Below are 17,341 nucleotides of genomic sequence, written 5' to 3' on the forward strand. Positions count from 1 at the left end.
CGTGGTCAGCCGGTGGTGAGCTCGACGCGGACGGGATCGCCGGAGCGGACGGTGGCCAGCAGGCGCGGGTCGCCGTCGATCCGGCCGAGGAGATTGCACGGGCTCGCGAGGCGGCACTCGTCGCCCCGTGAGATCGGGGTGGGTCCGTAGGGGAGGGCGAGCGCGTCGCCGTCGGTCCAGAAGGCGACCGTGCCGGGCTCGACGACCTGCTGGGCGCCGTCCTCGATCGGGACGCTCACGCCCGTGTCGAAGTAGACCTCCTCGCCCCAGGTGTGGGCGGTGGAGGCGAGCGGCAGGACCTTGCCCAGGGCCTGGGCGGTCGGGGTGTCCTCGATCGTCGCGGTCAGGTGGCCTGAGGGCCAGGAGATCCGTATCTGCATGGCGCGGATTCAACAATATGTTGAAGCCGTTGGGAAGGCCCCGGGGGACGCACCCCGGGGGCTTTCTTCGCGTTCCTGTCGATACGTCCCTGTGTACCGCCCGGTAGGGGACCCCCCCCTTACGGGTACCGACAGGCGGTACGACATAATGCTTGTGAATGTGAACGCGTTCACAAGCGTGTCTCGTTCATCCCGGAATCAGTGGGATTAAAAGCGCAAACTGCCGATGTGACTACGGCACGTAAGGAGAAGTCGCGTGGACCTGGCTCTGGCGCCGGAAACACTGGCGCGCTGGCAGTTCGGCATCACCACCGTCTACCACTTCCTGTTCGTACCGCTCACGATCTCGCTGGCCGCTCTCACGGCGATCCTCGAGACCGCCTGGGTGCGCACGGGCAAGGAGCACTACCTCAGGGCCACCAAGTTCTGGGGGAAGCTGTTCCTGATCAACATCGCGATGGGCGTCGTCACCGGCATCGTCCAGGAGTTCCAGTTCGGCATGAACTGGTCCGACTACTCGCGCTTCGTCGGTGACGTCTTCGGGGCCCCGCTCGCCTTCGAAGCCCTCATCGCCTTCTTCTTCGAGTCGACCTTCATCGGCCTGTGGATCTTCGGCTGGGACAAGCTCCCCAAGAAGCTGCACTGCGCCACGATCTGGATCGTCTCCATCGGGACCGTCCTGTCGGCGTACTTCATCATCGCGGCGAACGCCTTTATGCAGCACCCGGTCGGCTACAAGATCGTGGAGCGGGACGGCACCAAGCGCGCGGAGCTCACCGACTTCGCGGCGGTGCTCTTCCAGGAGACGACGCTCGTCAACTTCTTCCACGTCATCTCGGCCGCCATCCTGGTCGGTGGCGCCTTCATGACCGGCATCGCGATCTTCCACCTCCGTAAGAAGCAGCACATCCGCACCATGCGGATGTCGATGCGACTCGGCCTGGTCACCGCGTTCGTCGGCACGCTGCTCACCGTCATCAGCGCCGACACCCTCGGCAAGGTCATGTACGAGCAGCAGCCGATGAAGATGTCGGCCGCCGAGGCCCTGTGGGAGACGGAGAAGCCGGCGCCGTTCTCGCTCTTCGCGTACGGCGATGTCGCCAAGGGCCACAACACGGTCGCCATCGAGATCCCCGGGATACTGTCCTTCCTCGCCAAGAACAACTTCAGCGCCGAGATCCCGGGCATCAACGACATCAACAAGGAGTCGCAGGAGAAGTTCGGGCCCGGCGACTACCGGCCCAACATCCCCACCACGTACTGGTCCTACCGCTGGATGATCGGCTTCGGCGGCGTCTCGATGGCCCTGTGCACCGCCGGCCTCTGGCTCACGCGCAAGAAGTTCTGGCTCGCTCCGGAGCACCGCACCGGCGAGGACGACATCCCCAAGCTGATGCTCACCAAGAACAAGCAGCTTGCGCCGAAGCTCGGCAAGTGGTGGTGGCTGCTCTCCCAGTGGACGCTGATCTTCCCGCTCATCGGCACCGCCTGGGGCTGGATCTTCACCGAGACGGGGCGTCAGCCCTGGGTGGTCTACGGCGTGCTGCGCACCAGGGACGCGGTCTCGCCGGGAGTCTCGCAGGGTGAGGTGCTCACCTCGCTGATCGTGTTCACCGCGATCTACGCGATCCTCGCCGTGATCGAGGTGAAGCTGCTGCTCAAGTACGTCAAGCAGGGGCCGCCCGAGCTGACCGAGGCCGATCTCAACCCGCCGACCAAGATCGGCGGCCCGGGGTCGGGCAAGGACTCCGACGCAGATGACGACGCCGACCGGCCCATGGCCTTCTCGTACTGAAGGAGCTGATCGGACATGGAACTCCACGACGTCTGGTTCGTACTGATCGCCGTCCTGTGGATCGGCTACTTCTTCCTGGAGGGCTTCGACTTCGGGATCGGCATCCTGACCAAGCTGCTCGCCCGCGACCGGGTCGAGAAGCGGGTCCTGATCAACACCATCGGTCCCGTCTGGGACGGCAACGAGGTGTGGCTGCTCACGGCGGGCGGCGCGACCTTCGCCGCCTTCCCCGAGTGGTACGCGACGCTCTTCTCGGGCTTCTATCTGCCACTGCTGATCATCCTGCTCTGCCTGATCGTGCGCGGTGTCGCCTTCGAGTACCGCGCCAAGCGGCCCGAGGAGAACTGGCAGCGCAACTGGGAGCACGCGATCTTCTGGACCTCGCTGGTCCCCGCGGTGCTGTGGGGTGTGGCCTTCGGCAACATCGTGCGCGGCGTGAAGATCGATGCCCACAAGGAGTACGTGGGCAACTTCTGGGACCTGCTCAACCCGTACGCGATCCTCGGCGGGCTCGTCACGCTGACGCTCTTCACCTTCCACGGCGCGGTGTTCGCCTCGCTCAAGACGGTGGGCGACATCCGGGTCCGGGCACGGAAGATGGCGCTGGGGCTCGGCCTGGTCACGGCCGTGCTCGCGCTCGGCTTCCTGACCTGGACGCAGGTGGACAAGGGTGACGGCAAGAGCCTGGTCGCGATGATCGTGGCCGTGGCCGCGCTGGTGGGAGCCATCGGGGCGATCAAGGTCGGGCGCGAGGGCTGGTCGTTCACGCTGTCGGGCATCACGATCGTGGCCGCTGTCGCGATGCTCTTCCTGACGCTCTTCCCGAACGTCATGCCGTCGTCGCTGAACGAGGAGTGGAACCTCACAGTCACCAATGCCTCGTCGAGCCCGTACACCCTGAAGATCATGACCTGGTGCGCGGCGATCGCGACGCCGATCGTGCTGCTCTACCAGTCGTGGACCTACTGGGTGTTCCGCAAGCGGATCGGTACGCAGCACATCGCTGACGCCGCTCACTAGGTTCTGACGTCCCGTGGTTTCCCGGAAGGTGTGTTTCACGTGAAACCGATCGACCCGCGTCTGCTCCGGTACGCCCGTGCCACCCGGTTCTTCCTGATCGCGGTGGTGGTCCTCGGCGTCGCCGGGGCGGGCCTGGTCGTGGCCCAGGCGATGCTCATCGCCGAGGTCGTCGTGGGCGCCTTCCAGCGAGGGCTCTCCGTAGGCGACTTGGGGACCCCGCTCGTCCTGCTCGCGGTGGTCGCGGCGGGACGGGCCCTCGTCTCCTGGCTGACCGAACTCGCGGCGCACCGGGCGAGCGCGGCGGTCAAGTCGGAGCTGCGGGGGCGGCTGCTCGAACGGGCCGGACAGCTGGGTCCGGGGTGGCTGACCGGGCAGCGGGTCGGCTCGCTCGTCTCGTTGGCCACGCGCGGTGTGGACGCGCTCGACGACTACTTCTCGCGCTATCTGCCGCAGTTGGGGCTCGCGGTGGTCGTGCCGGTGGCGGTGCTCGCGAGAATCGTCACCGAGGACTGGGTGTCGGCGGCGATCATCGTCGTGACGCTGCCGCTGATCCCGGTCTTCATGATCCTGATCGGCTGGGCGACACAGAACAGGATGGACCGTCAGTGGCGGCTCCTCTCCCGCCTGTCGGGGCACTTCCTGGACGTGGTGGCGGGCCTGCCGACCCTGAAGGTGTTCGGGCGCGCCAAGGCGCAGGCCGAGTCGATCCGGCAGATCACGGGCGAGTACCGGCAGGCGACGATGCGTACGTTGCGCATTGCCTTCTTGTCGTCGTTCGCGCTGGAGCTGCTCGCGACGCTGTCGGTGGCGCTGGTCGCGGTGACCATCGGGATGCGGCTCGTCCATGGAGACATGGATCTGTACGTGGGGCTCGTCATCCTCGTCCTGGCGCCCGAGGCCTATCTGCCGTTGCGTCAGGTCGGTGCGCAGTACCACGCGGCGGCGGAGGGGCTCTCGGCCGCCGAGGAGATCTTCGAGGTCCTTGAGACTCCGGTGCGGGTCACGGGGGAGGCGGCGGCGCCTACGGGGACGCTGAGCGTGGAGGGCGTGACGGTCCGGTATCCGGGGCGGGCGTCGGACGCGGTCTCCGGAGTGTCGTTCGCGGTGGAGCCGGGCGAGACGGTGGCTCTGGTCGGGCCGAGCGGCGTGGGCAAGTCGACGCTGCTCGATGTCGTCCTTGGCTTTGTGGAACCCGCCGAGGGGCGGGTTCGGGTCGGCGGCGTCGACCTCGCGGACGTCTCGCCGGATCTGTGGCGTGAGCGCATCGCCTGGGTTCCGCAGCGGCCTCATCTGTTCGCCGGGTCCATCGCGGAGAACGTACGGCTCGCGCGGCCGGACGCGGACGATGCTTCCTTGCGGGGCGCATTGCGGGCCGCGGGGGCGTGGGAGTTCGTGTCCGCGCTGCCGGGCGGGGTGGAGACCGTACTCGGGGAGGACGGGTCGGGGCTTTCCGCGGGGCAGCGGCAGCGGCTTGCGCTGGCGCGGGCTTTCCTGGCCGATCGGCCTGTGGTGCTCCTTGATGAGCCGACCGCGGCTCTGGACGGGGAGACCGAGGAGGGGGTTGTCGAGGCGGTTCGGCGGTTGGCTGTCGGGCGGACGGTGCTGCTGGTGGTGCATCGGCCGGCGTTGCTTGGCGTTGCCGACCGGGTCGTACGGCTGGACGCCTTGGACATCGCGGCCGCCCGGGTGCCCGTCCAGATGGGCGGGGCGGCCGACGGACAAGGGGCTGCCGAAGGCACTTCTGGCGACCCGGTGGTGACGGGTGATCAGGCGGGGGCCTGGGGTGGCTCGCACTCCGGGGGCGGGGTTCTGGCCCGGCTGCGGGGGACGGCGCGCCAGCGGAAGGGCAAGCTCGGGCTCGCCCTCCTGCTGGGCGCCCTCGCGATCGGCAGCTCCGTAGGGCTGATGGGCACCTCCGGGTGGCTGATCAGCCGGGCTTCGGAGCAGCCCCCGGTGATGTACCTGATGATCGCCGTGACGGCGACCCGCGCCTTCGGCATGGGGCGCGCCGTCTTCCGCTACGCCGAGCGCCTCGTCTCGCACGACGCCGTCCTGAGGATGCTGGCCGACACCCGTGTCGCCGTCTACCGGCGCCTGGAACGCCTCGCCCCCGCCGGGCTCAGAAACCGCCACCGCGGCGACCTCCTGTCCCGTCTCGTCGCGGACGTCGACGCCCTGCAGGACTACTGGCTGCGCTGGCTGCTTCCCGCGTCGGCAGCCGCCGTCGTGGGCGCCGGAGCCGTCGGCTTCACCGCCTGGCTGCTGCCGGAAGCGGGCGCCGTCCTCGCCGTCGGCCTGCTGCTCGCAGGCGTGGGCGTACCGCTGCTCTCCGGAGGCGTCGCCCGCCGCGCCGAGCGGAAGCTCGCTCCCGCGCGCGGGGTGCTCGCCACAAGGGTGGCCGATCTGCTCACCGGGACCGCCGAGTTGACGGTTGCGGGCGCGCTGCCCCGGCGTACCGCGGCGGCGAAGGAAGCCGATGCCGAGCTGACCCGGATCGCGTCACGGACCGCCACGGCCACCGCGCTCGGCGACGGACTCGGTGCGCTCGCGTCCGGGCTCACCGTGGCCGCCGCCGCCCTCGTCGGCGTACAGGCGGTGCACGAGGGCCGGTTGAGCGGGGTCGCGCTCGCCGTCGTCGTCCTCACGCCGCTCGCCGCCTTCGAGGCGGTCATCGGGATGCCGCTCGCCGTGCAGTACCGCCAGCGCGTCAGGAAGAGCGCTGAGCGCGTCTACGAGGTCCTCGACGCCCCCGAACCCGTACCCGAGCCTGCCGAGCCGGCACAGCGTCCGCAGTCACCCTTCCCGCTCCGTCTCGAAGGACTGCACGCCCGCTACGAGGGACAGGACCGGGACGCCCTCGCGGGTGTCGGCCTGACGCTGGAGCAGGGCCGGCGGATCGCCGTGGTCGGCCCGTCCGGCTCCGGCAAGACGACGCTCGCCCAGGTCCTGCTGCGCTTCCTGGGGACGACCGAGGGCACGTACACGCTGGGCGGCACCGAAGCGGCCGTCCTGGACGGTGACACCGTGCGCGAACTGGTCGGGCTCTGCGCCCAGGACGCGCACATCTTCGACAGCTCCGTACGCGAGAACCTGCTCATCGCGCGGAAGGACGCGAGCGACGCCCAACTGCGCGACGCCCTGACGCGGGCCAGGCTCACGGAGTGGACCGACTCGCTGCCCGAAGGCCTCGACACCCTGGTCGGTGAGCACGGGGCGCGCCTCTCCGGAGGCCAGCGCCAGCGCATCGCCCTGGCCCGCGCGCTGCTCGCCGACTTCCCCGTCCTCGTCCTCGACGAGCCGGCCGAGCACCTCGACCTGCCGACCGCGGACGCCCTCACCGATGACCTGCTGGCTGCCACCGAGGGGCGTACGACGCTGCTCATCACGCACCGTCTCGCCGGGCTCGACGCGGTGGACGAGGTGATCGTCCTCGACGCGGGCCGGATCGTGCAGCGCGGCGCGTACGCGGACCTCGTGGCGGTGGACGGGCCGCTGGCGCGCATGCGGGAGCGGGAGAGCGCGGCGGACCTGCTGCTGACCGCCGGGTAGGGCGGGACTCCGGTGCCGACCGGGCAGGGGCGTCAGCCCCGACTTTCCTCGCCAAACAGCCCCGACTTTCCTCGCCAAATAGGACTAACTACTCTCAAAGCATGTCAGCCCCATCGGCCTCCGCCGCCTCACCGCCTCCCGACGGCACTCCGGACCCGATCGAGGCGGCGAAGCGGGCGACCCGCAGCCTCCAGGGGCTCTCCCCCGAGCTGACCGCGCGGGTGCCGCAGCTGCTCGAGGCGATGCGGTCTGTCGGCGCAGGGCTCGAACTGCACACCACGCTCGACCGCATCTGCGAGACGGCCGCCGAGCTCGCGGACGCCCGTTACGCGGCCATCGGCGTCGTCTCCGAGGACGGCAAGGGGCTCTCGGACTTCGTCCACACCGGCATCGACGAGGAGACGGCCGAACGGATCGGGCACCTCCCCGACGGACACAAGGGGCTGCTCGGCGCCCTCATCCACCAGCCCGAGACCCTCCGCCTCGCGGACCTCTCCGCCGACCCGCGCTCCTGCGGCTTCCCGGCGAACCACCCGCCGATGCGGACCTTCCTCGGCGTCCCCATCCGCGTCCAGGGCGAGATCTTCGGCAACCTCTATCTCACCGAGAAGCGGGACGGCGCCGAGTTCAACGAGTACGACGTGCACATGGTCCGCGTGCTCGCCACGGAGGCGGGCATCGCCATCGGCAACGCACGCCTCTACGAAGCAGCCATGCAGCGCGAGCGCTGGATCGACGGCTCCGTGGCCGTCACCACGGCGCTGCTCTCGGGCAGCGATGCGGAAGAGGCCCTCTCCGTAGTGGCCGAACAAGCCCGGCATCTCGCCGACTCGGCCGCCGGGATCGTGCTGCTGCCCGAGGACGAGGGCGGCATGGAGATCGTCGCCGTCTCCTCGGACGAACCCCTGGGCGCGCTCGGCATGGTCATCCCCGCGGAGAGCCGGATCGTCACCGATCTCCTGGCCGGGGAGTCCGTGTTCGTCGACGACGCGGCCACGGACCCGCGGATCATGACCGACCTGGCCCGCGGCTACGGCCCAGTGATGATGCTGCCGCTGCAGAGCGACGGCCGTGTCATGGGGACGCTCGTGACGCCACGCGCGCGTGGCGCCCGCCCGTTCAGCGAGACCGAGCGGACGCTGGCCACCCAGTTCGCCTCGCAGGCCGCGCTCGCCCTGATGATGGCCGAGGCGCAGCGCGACCGTGAACGGCTCGCCGTGTACGAGGACCGGGACCGCATCGCACGGGACCTGCACGACCTGGTCATCCAGCGCCTGTTCGCCACCGGGATGATGCTGGAGAGCGCACAGCGCAGGTCCGTCGTCCCCGAGGTGCGGACCGGTGTGGGCAAGGCCGTCGACGAGCTCGACGTGACGATCCAGGAGATCCGTACGGCGATCTTCGCCTTGCAGCAGGGGCCCGCTGAGGCCCCTTCGGGGCTGCGCACACGTGTCCTGCGCGAGATCAACATGGCCGCCGTGCCGCTCGGCTTCAAGCCGTCGCACCACTTCGTGGGGCCCGTCGACACGGTGGTCGGCGAGCTCGCGGGCAAGAACCTCATCGCCGCGCTCCGGGAGGCGCTGTCCAACGCGTTCCGGCATGCGCGGGCCGACCACATCGACGTCGTCGTCGACGCGACGGTGATCCTGCCCGACGGGCAGCAGGGCGTCCGTCTGACGGTCTCGGACGACGGCGTCGGCATCGCGCAGGGCGGCCGGCGCAGCGGCCTGAAGAACCTCAAGAGGCGTGCGGAGTCGCTGGGCGGCGACAGTTGGTACGGCCCGGGCATCGGTGAGGACGGCGGCGGTACGACGGTGGTGTGGCAGGCGCCGTACTGAACCGGTCTCTGCGGCGGATCTGCGGGGACTGAATCGACCTCTACGGGTGGGGCGTTACCGAACCCGGCCTCTCCGTAGAGCCCTGTTCGGCCGTACGGCAGTGGGCCGTTCGGGGCACCGGGTGCCCCGGGTGTACGAGTTGAGCAGGACCGGGTGAGGGTGGCGGGACAACGATCCGTGACATGCGCCTGAGCCACCGCGGTATCCACCCTCTCGTCACCGTGTCGGTACTGCTGTGCGCACTCCTTGTCCCCACGCCGGCCCCTGCCTCCGAAGGGCCGGGCGCCAGTGCCGAGGTGGCGCGGCTCTACGAAGAGGCGTCCGCGGCGACCGTGCACTACGAAGCGGGGCAGCGGGCCGCAGAGGTGCAGCGGGCCGAGGTCCGGAAACTGGACCGACTCCTCACGAAGGAGCAGCACGCCGTCGCGGTGCTGCAGGGCGACCTCGGCCGGATGGCCAGCGCGCAGTACCGCACCGGTGGCGGACTCCCCCAGACCGCCCAACTGCTGCTCGCCGACAGCCCCGAGGAACTGATGCGAGGTCAGCGGGTCCTGTGGCAGGTGGATCTCGCGGTCAGCAACGCCGTCGTCAAGACCCAGCGGGCAGCAGCCAGACTCGCCGACGCCAAGCACGCGGCGGACCGGGCCAAGCGCACGCTCGACCGGCGCAACGCACATCTGGCGAGACTGAAGCGCGGCATCGAGAGCAAGCTGGCGTCGGCGCAGTGGGCCCTGCAGGGCGAGGCCGACCGGTCCGCGGCCGCCGGGCAGTGCCGCGGTGCCGTACGCCTGGAGCAGCCGCACATCGTCGACACGCGCGCGTGGGTGCCGCCTGTGGAGACGTACGAACTCTCGGCGGGCTTCGCCAGTGCGGGCGCGCGCTGGGCGAGCCGGCACACGGGGCAGGACTTCGCGGTCGGCATCGGGACACCGGTGCGGTCGGTCGGCGCGGGCCGGGTGGTGAAGGTGTCGTGCGGGGGCGCCTTCGGCATCGAGGTCGTGGTGGAGCACGAGGGCGGCTACTACACGCAGTACGCGCATCTGGCCGCCGTCACCGTCGACCAGGGGGACCTGGTGGCTCCGGGGCAGTGGGTCGGGCAGGCGGGCACGACGGGCAACTCGACGGGGCCGCACCTCCACTTCGAGGTGCGGCTCACGCCGTATCTGGGGTCCGGGATCGATCCGGCGACGTGGCTGGCCGAGCGGGGGGTGCCGCTCTGACGCCGGGTGGCTCAGCCGCTCAGGCGGTCAGGCGCTCGGGGCGGTCCCACAGGATCGGTCAGTCGGTCAGCCGGTCAGTCGGTCCTGCAGGATCTGCTCGATGACGACCGCGACGCCGTCTTCGTTGTTGGCCACCGTGCGCCCCGACGCGGCGGCGATCACGTCCGGGTGCGCGTTGCCCATCGCGTACGAAGTGCCCGCCCAGGAGAGCATCTCGATGTCGTTCGGCATGTCCCCGAAGGCGACGACCTCAGCGGGCGTGATGCCGCGCTCGGCGCAGCACAGCTCCAGGGTGCTGGCCTTGGAGACGCCGGGGCCGCTGATCTCCAGGAGCGCGCTCGGGCTCGAGCGGGTGATCTCGACGCGGCCGTCCACAGCGGTGCGGGCCACGGCGAGGAACTCATCGGGGGCGAGCTCGGGGTGGTAGGCGAGGACCTTCAGGACGGGCTGGTCCACGGCGTCGGAGTCCTCCGCCAGGAGCTTCTCGGCGGGCGCGACGCTCTCCCCGGGCTCCAAGTGCAGGGGCGGGTACGTCGGTTCGTGGTGCAGCCCGCCGGTGCGCTCGACCGCGAAGGACGTACCGGGGGCCGCGTCGCGCAGGACGTGCACGACGTCGAGCGCGTCCTCGCGCCGAAGCTCCCGCAGCTTGACGAAGCTATGGCTGCCGGCGCCGCCGTGCAGATCGACGACGGCCGCGCCGTTGCCGCAGATGGCGAGGCCGTGGCCGTGGACATGGTCGCTGACGACATCCATCCAGCGGGCCGGTCGGCCGGTGACGAAGAAGACCTCGATGCCGGCCTCCTCGGCGGCGGCGAGCGCGGCCACGGTGCGGTCCGATACGGACTTGTCGTCGCGCAGCAGAGTGCCGTCCAGGTCCGTGGCGATCAGCCGTGCCTTGGGTCGGTGCGGGACGGAGGCGGCCGGGGTCTGGGGCCGTGGGGTAGCTGAGGTCACGCCACCGATTGTCCCGCATCTGGGTGCACGGGCGTGCGCTGGGGCGCACATTTGAGTGCCTTTACGCCTCTGGTGTGGCGCCGCCCAGCTGGACCAGGGCCTCCGTCGCGATCCGCTCGAAGAGCTTCTCGTCCGCCGCGAAGTCCGTCCCCGGCAGCGGCCAGTGCAGCACGATCTCGTTGAAGCCCAGCTCAGCGTGGTTGCCGGCGAAGTCGATGAACGCGTCGAAGGAGTCGAGAGGGCGATCCGGCGTGAAACCGGTGAGAAGGATCTTGTCGAGCTCGGCGACATCGCGGCCGATCGCCTCGCATGCGGCGCCGAGCTTCTCGGCCTGGCCGCGAATGGCTTGAAGTGACTGCTCCGGGGTGCCGTTCTCGAAGAGCTTCGGGTCGCCGGTGGTCACCCATGCCTGGCCGTGGCGCGCGGCCAGCTTCAGCCCGCGCGGTCCGGTGGCGGCCACCGCGAAGGGCAGCCGGGGGCGCTGCACGCAGCCCGGGATGTTCCGCACCTCGGACGCCGAGTAGTACTCGCCGTCGTACGAAACGACGTCTTCTGTAAGAAGGCGGTCGAGCAGCGGAACGAACTCTCCGAAGTGGTCGGCCCGCTCGCGCGGCGTCCAGGGCTCCTCGCCGGTCTTGAGCAGCGAGGTGGCGTCGAAGCCGTTGCCGCCCGCGCCGATGCCGAGGGTGATCCGGCCGTCGGACACATCGTCGAGGGTGATCAGGTCCTTGGCGAGGGTCACCGGATGCCGGAAGTTCGGCGAGGTGACCAGCGTGCCCAGGCGCAGCCGGTCTGTGGCGGCCGCGGCGGCGGTCAGGGTCGGCACCGCGCCGAACCAGGGCCCGTCACGGAAGGTCCGCCAGGAGAGGTGGTCGTAGGTGTACGCGGTGTGGAAGCCCAGCTCCTCGGCCCGCTGCCAGCGCTGCTTGCCGCCCTCGTGCCAGCGGGTGACGGGCAGGATCACTGTGCTCAGACGCAAACTCATGTATCAGAGCGTATGCCCGGTCAGTCCCGGTCGGGAAAGTGATCATTGCCGGTCGGGGAAGCGGTCAGTGCCGGCTGGGAAGGATCAGTGCCGGTCGGGGAAGCGGATATAGCCGGGTGGCACGGCGGCGGTGAGCCAGACGCCGTTGGCGCTGACCTGGAAGGTGTGCCCGTCGCGGTGCATCGCCCCCGCGTCCACGGAGAGCACGACGGGGCGGCCACGGCGGGCGCCGACCCGGGTGGCGGTCTCGCGGTCGGGCGAGAGATGTACGGCATGGCGGTTCATGGGCCGCAGGCCCTCGGCGCGGATCGCGGCGACATTGCGGGCCACTGTGCCGTGGAAGAGATACGCGGGCGGGGTCGCCGGCGGCAGTTTGAGGTCCACGTCGATCGAGTGGCCCTGGCTGGCGCGGATCCGGCCGTTCTCGACGGCGAAGCGCTGTTTGTCGTTGGCGGCCACCACATGGTCGAGCTCGGCGCGGGTGAAGCGGAATCCGTGCCGAGCGGCCGCGGCGATGAGGGTGTCGATCTCCACCCACCCGCTCTCGTCGAGCGCGAGACCGATCCGCTCGGGCTGATGGCGCAGGTGTTTCGACAGGTATTTCGACACCTTCACGGTGCGTCGTTCGTCGGTGGGGGGTTCTTCAATCACCCGTTCAGAGTCGCGCACGGGCCGTTCTCCCCGCACTTGATTTTCGTCCACCGACTTTTCATCGGTCGATTTGCGTCCACAGGTTTGATCCACAGCCAAGTCCAGTTATCCACAGGGGAATTGGCGATTCTGTGGACAACACACAGGCTGTTTAGGTGCTTTGGGCAACAGATCCTGGATTGGTATGAGTTGCGGCAAGTGAGTCCAATGTCCTGGCCTGCAGCTCACGTTCGGTGGCCGCCGCGATGAACGCCGCGACGTTCTCCCGACCAACCAGGGCCTCCACGGCCCGGGTTGTCGACGCGGGCAGCGCTACGGGAAGCGCCTCATCCGTACGAGATGCCGGCATCCCCGATGTGAGGTGCTGCTGGAGGTGGCGGGTGGCGAACAGGCGCATGGCTCGGGCCAGTTCGGCGTCGACCGACTGCTGCGCCAGCGGCCGCAGCCGACGGACGAGCGAGGCGGCCTCCGCGGCATCTGCGTCGGTCGGCGGGTGGTGTCCGAGATAGCGCGCGAAGACATGCTCGGTGGTGAACTCGAGGAAACGGGAGGCTATGTGCTCCACCTGCCCCCTCAACTCCCGCAGATGGCCGGAGATTGCCAGAAGCGGAACTCCCGCCGCGTGCAACTCCACTGCCACAGCGAGCTCTTGGGGACTCGGAACCAAGTACTCGTCGTCCCGCCCCGGCATCGGCTCCAGCACACCGAGCGCGACCGCGTCGGCGACCGCCGCGTCGTCCGGCTTGCCGCCGAACGCCGCGTCCAGCTCAGCCCGCGTGATCCGGTCGGCCTTCTCGTCCGTCCACGGACCGCCGACCTCCGCGGCCAGCCCCAGCACACCGCCGAGACCCCGGCCCGCGTCCCAGGCCTCAAGCAGCTCCTTGATGGAGGCCAAGGTGTAGCCGCGGTCGAGCAGATCGGCTATCTGCCTCAACCGCGCCAGATGCGCGTCGCCGTACACATTGGCCCGCCCGCGCCGCTCGGGCCGGGGGAGCAGCCCTCGGTCCTGGTAGGCGCGGATCGTGCGCACCGTGGCGCCGCTGTGATGTGCCAGGTCCTCGATGCGGTACTCCACCGGTCTGTGCCCGGTGCCGTCGTGCTCCACCAGTCTGTGCCCGGCGCCCGACTGCTCGTCCACGCTCCCCGCCCCTCCACGAACCCTTGTGCTAGGCGATGGCCGCCCTGCCGACAGCGGCCGCCGCGGCCCGCGCCGCGGGCGACTCGGCCAGATACTCCACGGCCCTGCGCAGGGAGCCCTCCTGCGAGGGATGGTACGACCGCCGCAGATAGCGGGGTATCGCCGCACCCAGCTCACGCCATGTGGGCAGCAGACCCTTGCGCACCGCCCTGTTGTGCTCGGCCAGGGAGTAGCGCAGGCGTCCCGCCAGCTGCGGGTCGCGGCGCATCAGGTAGGCCGTGCCCCAGACCCACAGGTACAGCATCACGGGTGCCGTGACCGCCATGCCCGCGATACGACGGGCGTAGCGGGGCAGGCCCTCGCCGCCGCAGTGCTGGTACATGTCGAAGGCGACCGAGCGGTGCTCGACCTCCTCCGCGCCGTGCCAGCGCAGCAGGTCCAGCATGACCTCGTCGGCGTCCGCGTGGTCCAGGCCGTCGGCGTGCAGCACCCAGTTGCCCAGGACGGCGGTGAACTGCTCGATCGCCGCGACGATCGACAGGCGGTAGCGCAGCCACTCCTGCGTCGGTATCGGCACTCCGAGCGGCGGCTTCTCGCCGAGGATCTTCTCGAAGAGCAGGTCGACGTACTTGGTGAACGCCGCGGTGTCGAGCCGCTGCGCCGCCAGGTGGTCGAGCACATGCGCGTGCTGCACGCTGTGCGTGGCCTCCTGGCCCATGAACCCTTTGACGTCCTTGAGCAGCACCGGATCGGTGACCAGGGGCAGGCCTTCCTTGAAGACCTTCACGAACCACCGCTCCCCCGCCGGAAGCAGCAGATGCAGCACGTTGATGACGTGGGTGGCGGTGGGCTCGTCCGGTATCCAGTGCAGCGGGGTCTCTTCCCAGTCGAAGGAGACCCGGCGCGGAACGATCGTGTAGTGCTCCTCGGTGCTCGTCTCGGCGTTCTTCTCCGTGCTCACAACGGTGGCTCCAATCGGGCTATCGCACGCAGGGCCTTGGGAGTGAAGCGGGACATGAGGTGGGCGCCGCGGGCCTCCGGGGTGACCGGGACCACCGCCTGGTTCTTGACGACCGCGCGCAGGACCGCGTCGGCGACCTTCTCCGGCGGGTAGTTGCGCAGGCCGTACAGCCGCGACGTCTTCTTCTGGCGGCGCTTCTCCTCGTCGGTGTCGACACCGACGAAGCGGGACGTCGCCGTGATGTTCGTGTTCACGAAGCCCGGGCATATCGCGGAGACCCCGATGTCCTGGCCCGCGAGCTCGGCGCGCAGGCACTCGCTGAGCATCAGGACCGCCGCCTTGGACGTGCTGTAGGCGGGCAGCGCCTTCGACGGCTGGTACGCCGCAGCGGACGCGGTGTTCACGATGTGACCGCCCTGGCCGCGCTCGGCCATCTGCCTGCCGAAGAGCCGGCAGCCGTGGATCACGCCCCACAGATTGACGTCCAGGACCTTCTTCCAGTCCTCGGCGCTCGTGTCGAGGAACGAGCCGGAGAGGCCTATGCCCGCGTTGTTCACCAGGACGTCGACGATGCCGTACTCCCTGGCGACCTTCTCGGCGAGCTTCTCCATGGCCTGCTCGTCGCTGACGTCGACCGTCTCGCCCCAGGCCTGCGGGGCGCCGATCAGGCGGGACATCTCCGCGGTGCGCGCCGCGCTCTCCGCGTCCCGGTCGACGGCCACCACGCGAGCTCCCGCCTCGGCGAACGCGAAGGCGGTGGCCCGGCCGATGCCGCTGCCCGCGCCCGTGACCAGGACCAGTTGGCCGCCGAAACGATCGGCGTGCTTCCCTGTGGCCACACTGTCGTTGGCGGGCACGCCGTCCTCGTTGGTCGTCACGAACTCGCTGATCCAGCCGGCCAGTTGGTCGGGGCGGGTGCGCGGCACCCAGTGCTTGGCCGGCAGGCTGCGGCGCACCAACTGCGGGGCCCACAGCTCCAGTTCGTCATAGAGCCGCTCCGAAAGGAAGATGTCCCCGGACGGCGTGATGAGCTGCACGGGCGCGTGCGCGTAGGCGTCCGCGCGGGGCCTGCGCAACCGGGCGCGGACGTTGTCCCGGTAGAGCCAGGCGCCGTGCGCGGCGTCGGAGGGCAGCGACGGCGTCGGATAGTCACCCGCCGGGACCTTCTCCACGCGCTGGAGGATCTTCGGCCACTGCTTGCCGAGCGGCCCGCGCCAGGCCAGCTCGGGGAGCACCGGCGTGTGCAGCATGTACACGTACCAGGACTTGGCGCCCTGGCCGAGCAGCTGACCCACCTTGCGCGGAGTCGGCCGTGACATCCGCTTCTTGATCCAGTGCCCGAAGTGGTCGAGCGAGGGTCCCGACATCGAGGTGAAGGAGGCGATCCGCCCCTCCGTCCGCCTGACCGTGACGAACTCCCAGGACTGCACCGACCCCCAGTCGTGCCCGACCAGGTGCACCGGCTTGTCCGGGCTCACCGCGTCGGCGACGGCCAGGAAGTCGTCGGTCAGCTTCTCCAGGGTGAAGCCGCCGCGCAGCGGCTTCGGGGCCGTCGACCTGCCGTGTCCGCGCACGTCGTACAGGACGACATGGAAGCGGTCGGCGAGACGCTCGGCGACCTCAGACCACACCTCCTTGGAGTCCGGATAGCCGTGCACGAGCAGCACCGTGGGCAGCGTCGGGTCACCGAGCTCGGCGACGCACAGCTCCACTCCGCCCGTACGCACCCAGCGCTCGCGCGCGCCGTTGAGTCCCTTGGCGACTCCGTTGGTGAATCCCCCCGCGCTCATGCGACGGCCCTTTCCTCAGCCCAGCGCCGCACATGCGGCAGATCGTCGTCCAGCCAGAAGGCGCTCTGCTCGGGGTCCTTGGAGTCGGTGACGACCAGGATCTCCTCGAACTTCGCGCCCGTGCCCCGGAATCCGAGGTGCGGCTCGACCGCCCACAGCCCCTTCTGGGGCGGGTGGTCGGAGAACTTGTACGGCGACCAGAGCGGCGACCAGCCGTCCCGGTGGCCATGGATCGCGTCGCTCGCCAGGCCCTTGAGGGACTGGGTGCCGAAGCCGAAGACATGCGGCGTCAGGCGGCGCTCCTTCACACGGTCGACCTTGTGCGCGATGACGCCGAAGGGATACGCGCGGTGGCGGTTGGCGTACCCCTGGCGGACCATGAGGCGGTCCACGTCCTCATAGATCTCGCGCAGCGGGCGGCGCTCACGCACCTCGCGCAGGATCAGCTCACGGTGCGCCTCGAGGTCCGCGAGCAGCTTGTCGTGCACGGGGTTGAGGCCGAGACAGCCCGAGTAGCCGATATCCGCCGTATATCCCTTGTAGACCGGGGCCATGTCGAGGATGAAGGGCATCCCCGGCTCCAGCCTGCGGTTGGTGGGAAAGAACTGCAGTGGTATCCGGAAGTTCACGAACGCCGTGCGGTCCCCGAACCAGGCGAAGGGCAGGTGGAACCAGTCCCGCACGCCCCGCTCGCGCAGCCACTCACGCTGCATCCGCGCCGCCTCGCGCTCGGTCACCCCGGGCTTGAGCTGCGCCGCGACCGCCTCCGCGCATTCATACGCGAGGGTCTGCACTTCCCTGAACCCCCGCAGTTCCGCCGAGAGTTCGCCTGCCACTGCTGAGGTCATGCCACCGTCCGTCCCGTGTCCGGTCCACCCGTGTCCGGTCCATCGCCGTACGCGGTCGTAACTTGACACTGATGAATGTGACAATGCTCAGCGGCTGCGTCAATAGTTCTGCACAACCCTGCGGGACAGGTCCGGAAGATCCCCCAGGGGTCGACTTCCGGACGACCCTTACGGGCCCGTAATACTCCAGAGTGAGGGCAGGGCAAGCCCGT

At 69.7% G+C, this 17,341-nt stretch carries 13 protein-coding genes; 5 read left to right on the forward strand and 8 right to left on the reverse strand.

Translation table 11 applies throughout. The annotated features are described in order from the left end of the window. Positions 1-5: 5 nt before the first annotated feature. Positions 6-380, reverse strand: coding sequence for a cyclophilin-like fold protein (locus AB0G47_RS31960; RefSeq protein ID WP_360777140.1), 375 nt, complete (start codon positions 378-380; stop codon positions 6-8). 256 nt (positions 381-636) lie between these two features. On the opposite strand from AB0G47_RS31960, the gene AB0G47_RS31965 reads away from it, so the two are divergent. From AB0G47_RS31965 to AB0G47_RS31985, 5 genes are all read left to right on the forward strand, one after another. Further along, positions 637-2,175, forward strand: coding sequence for a cytochrome ubiquinol oxidase subunit I (locus AB0G47_RS31965; protein WP_360777142.1), 1,539 nt, complete (start codon positions 637-639; stop codon positions 2,173-2,175). Positions 2,176-2,190: 15 nt separating this feature from the next. Continuing rightward, positions 2,191-3,195, forward strand: coding sequence for a cytochrome d ubiquinol oxidase subunit II (gene cydB / locus AB0G47_RS31970; RefSeq protein ID WP_360777144.1), 1,005 nt, complete (start codon positions 2,191-2,193; stop codon positions 3,193-3,195). Positions 3,196-3,234: 39 nt separating this feature from the next. After that, the gene (cydD, locus tag AB0G47_RS31975) at positions 3,235-6,744 is read left to right on the forward strand and encodes a thiol reductant ABC exporter subunit CydD (protein WP_360777146.1); all 3,510 of its coding nucleotides are present in this window, start codon (positions 3,235-3,237) and stop codon (positions 6,742-6,744) included. Positions 6,745-6,845: 101 nt separating this feature from the next. Continuing rightward, positions 6,846-8,582 carry a GAF domain-containing protein gene (locus AB0G47_RS31980; protein ID WP_360777148.1) on the forward strand — a complete coding sequence of 579 codons (1,737 nt, stop codon included), beginning with the start codon at positions 6,846-6,848 and terminating at the stop codon, positions 8,580-8,582. Between the two features lie 182 nt (positions 8,583-8,764). Beyond that, positions 8,765-9,802: a M23 family metallopeptidase gene (locus AB0G47_RS31985; RefSeq protein ID WP_360777150.1), complete on the forward strand. Its 1,038-nt coding sequence runs from the start codon at positions 8,765-8,767 to the stop codon at positions 9,800-9,802. A gap of 66 nt (positions 9,803-9,868) precedes the next feature. On the opposite strand, the gene AB0G47_RS31990 is transcribed toward AB0G47_RS31985, so the two are convergent. The 7 genes from AB0G47_RS31990 to AB0G47_RS32020 form a co-directional block, all read right to left on the reverse strand. Beyond that, a complete protein-coding gene (locus tag AB0G47_RS31990) occupies positions 9,869-10,756 on the reverse strand; it encodes a Cof-type HAD-IIB family hydrolase (protein WP_360777152.1) in 888 nt (295 codons plus the stop codon). 61 nt (positions 10,757-10,817) lie between these two features. Continuing rightward, the gene (locus AB0G47_RS31995; RefSeq protein WP_360777154.1) at positions 10,818-11,741 is read right to left on the reverse strand and encodes an LLM class flavin-dependent oxidoreductase; all 924 of its coding nucleotides are present in this window, start codon (positions 11,739-11,741) and stop codon (positions 10,818-10,820) included. Between the two features lie 84 nt (positions 11,742-11,825). After that, complete coding sequence (locus AB0G47_RS32000; RefSeq protein ID WP_360777447.1) at positions 11,826-12,389, reverse strand: RNA 2'-phosphotransferase; 564 nt, start codon at positions 12,387-12,389, stop codon at positions 11,826-11,828. 154 nt (positions 12,390-12,543) lie between these two features. Then, positions 12,544-13,497, reverse strand: a complete 954-nt coding sequence (locus tag AB0G47_RS32005; protein WP_360777449.1) for a MerR family transcriptional regulator — start codon at positions 13,495-13,497, stop codon at positions 12,544-12,546. A gap of 61 nt (positions 13,498-13,558) precedes the next feature. After that, entirely contained in the window at positions 13,559-14,491 is a 933-nt protein-coding gene (locus AB0G47_RS32010; protein ID WP_360777156.1) for a metal-dependent hydrolase, read from the reverse strand. Continuing rightward, positions 14,488-16,281: an SDR family oxidoreductase gene (locus AB0G47_RS32015; protein WP_360777158.1), complete on the reverse strand. Its 1,794-nt coding sequence runs from the start codon at positions 16,279-16,281 to the stop codon at positions 14,488-14,490. The genes AB0G47_RS32010 and AB0G47_RS32015 overlap by 4 nt, the downstream gene beginning before the upstream one ends. Continuing rightward, positions 16,278-17,129 carry a M24 family metallopeptidase gene (locus AB0G47_RS32020; protein WP_360777160.1) on the reverse strand — a complete coding sequence of 284 codons (852 nt, stop codon included), beginning with the start codon at positions 17,127-17,129 and terminating at the stop codon, positions 16,278-16,280. Before AB0G47_RS32020 ends, AB0G47_RS32015 begins: the two co-directional genes overlap by 4 nt. Between the last annotated feature and the right edge of the window lie 212 nt (positions 17,130-17,341).

The sequence above is a fragment of the Streptomyces sp. NPDC021622 genome, from assembly GCF_040640795.1.
In the GTDB taxonomy this organism is placed as follows: Bacteria; Actinomycetota; Actinomycetes; order Streptomycetales; family Streptomycetaceae; genus Streptomyces.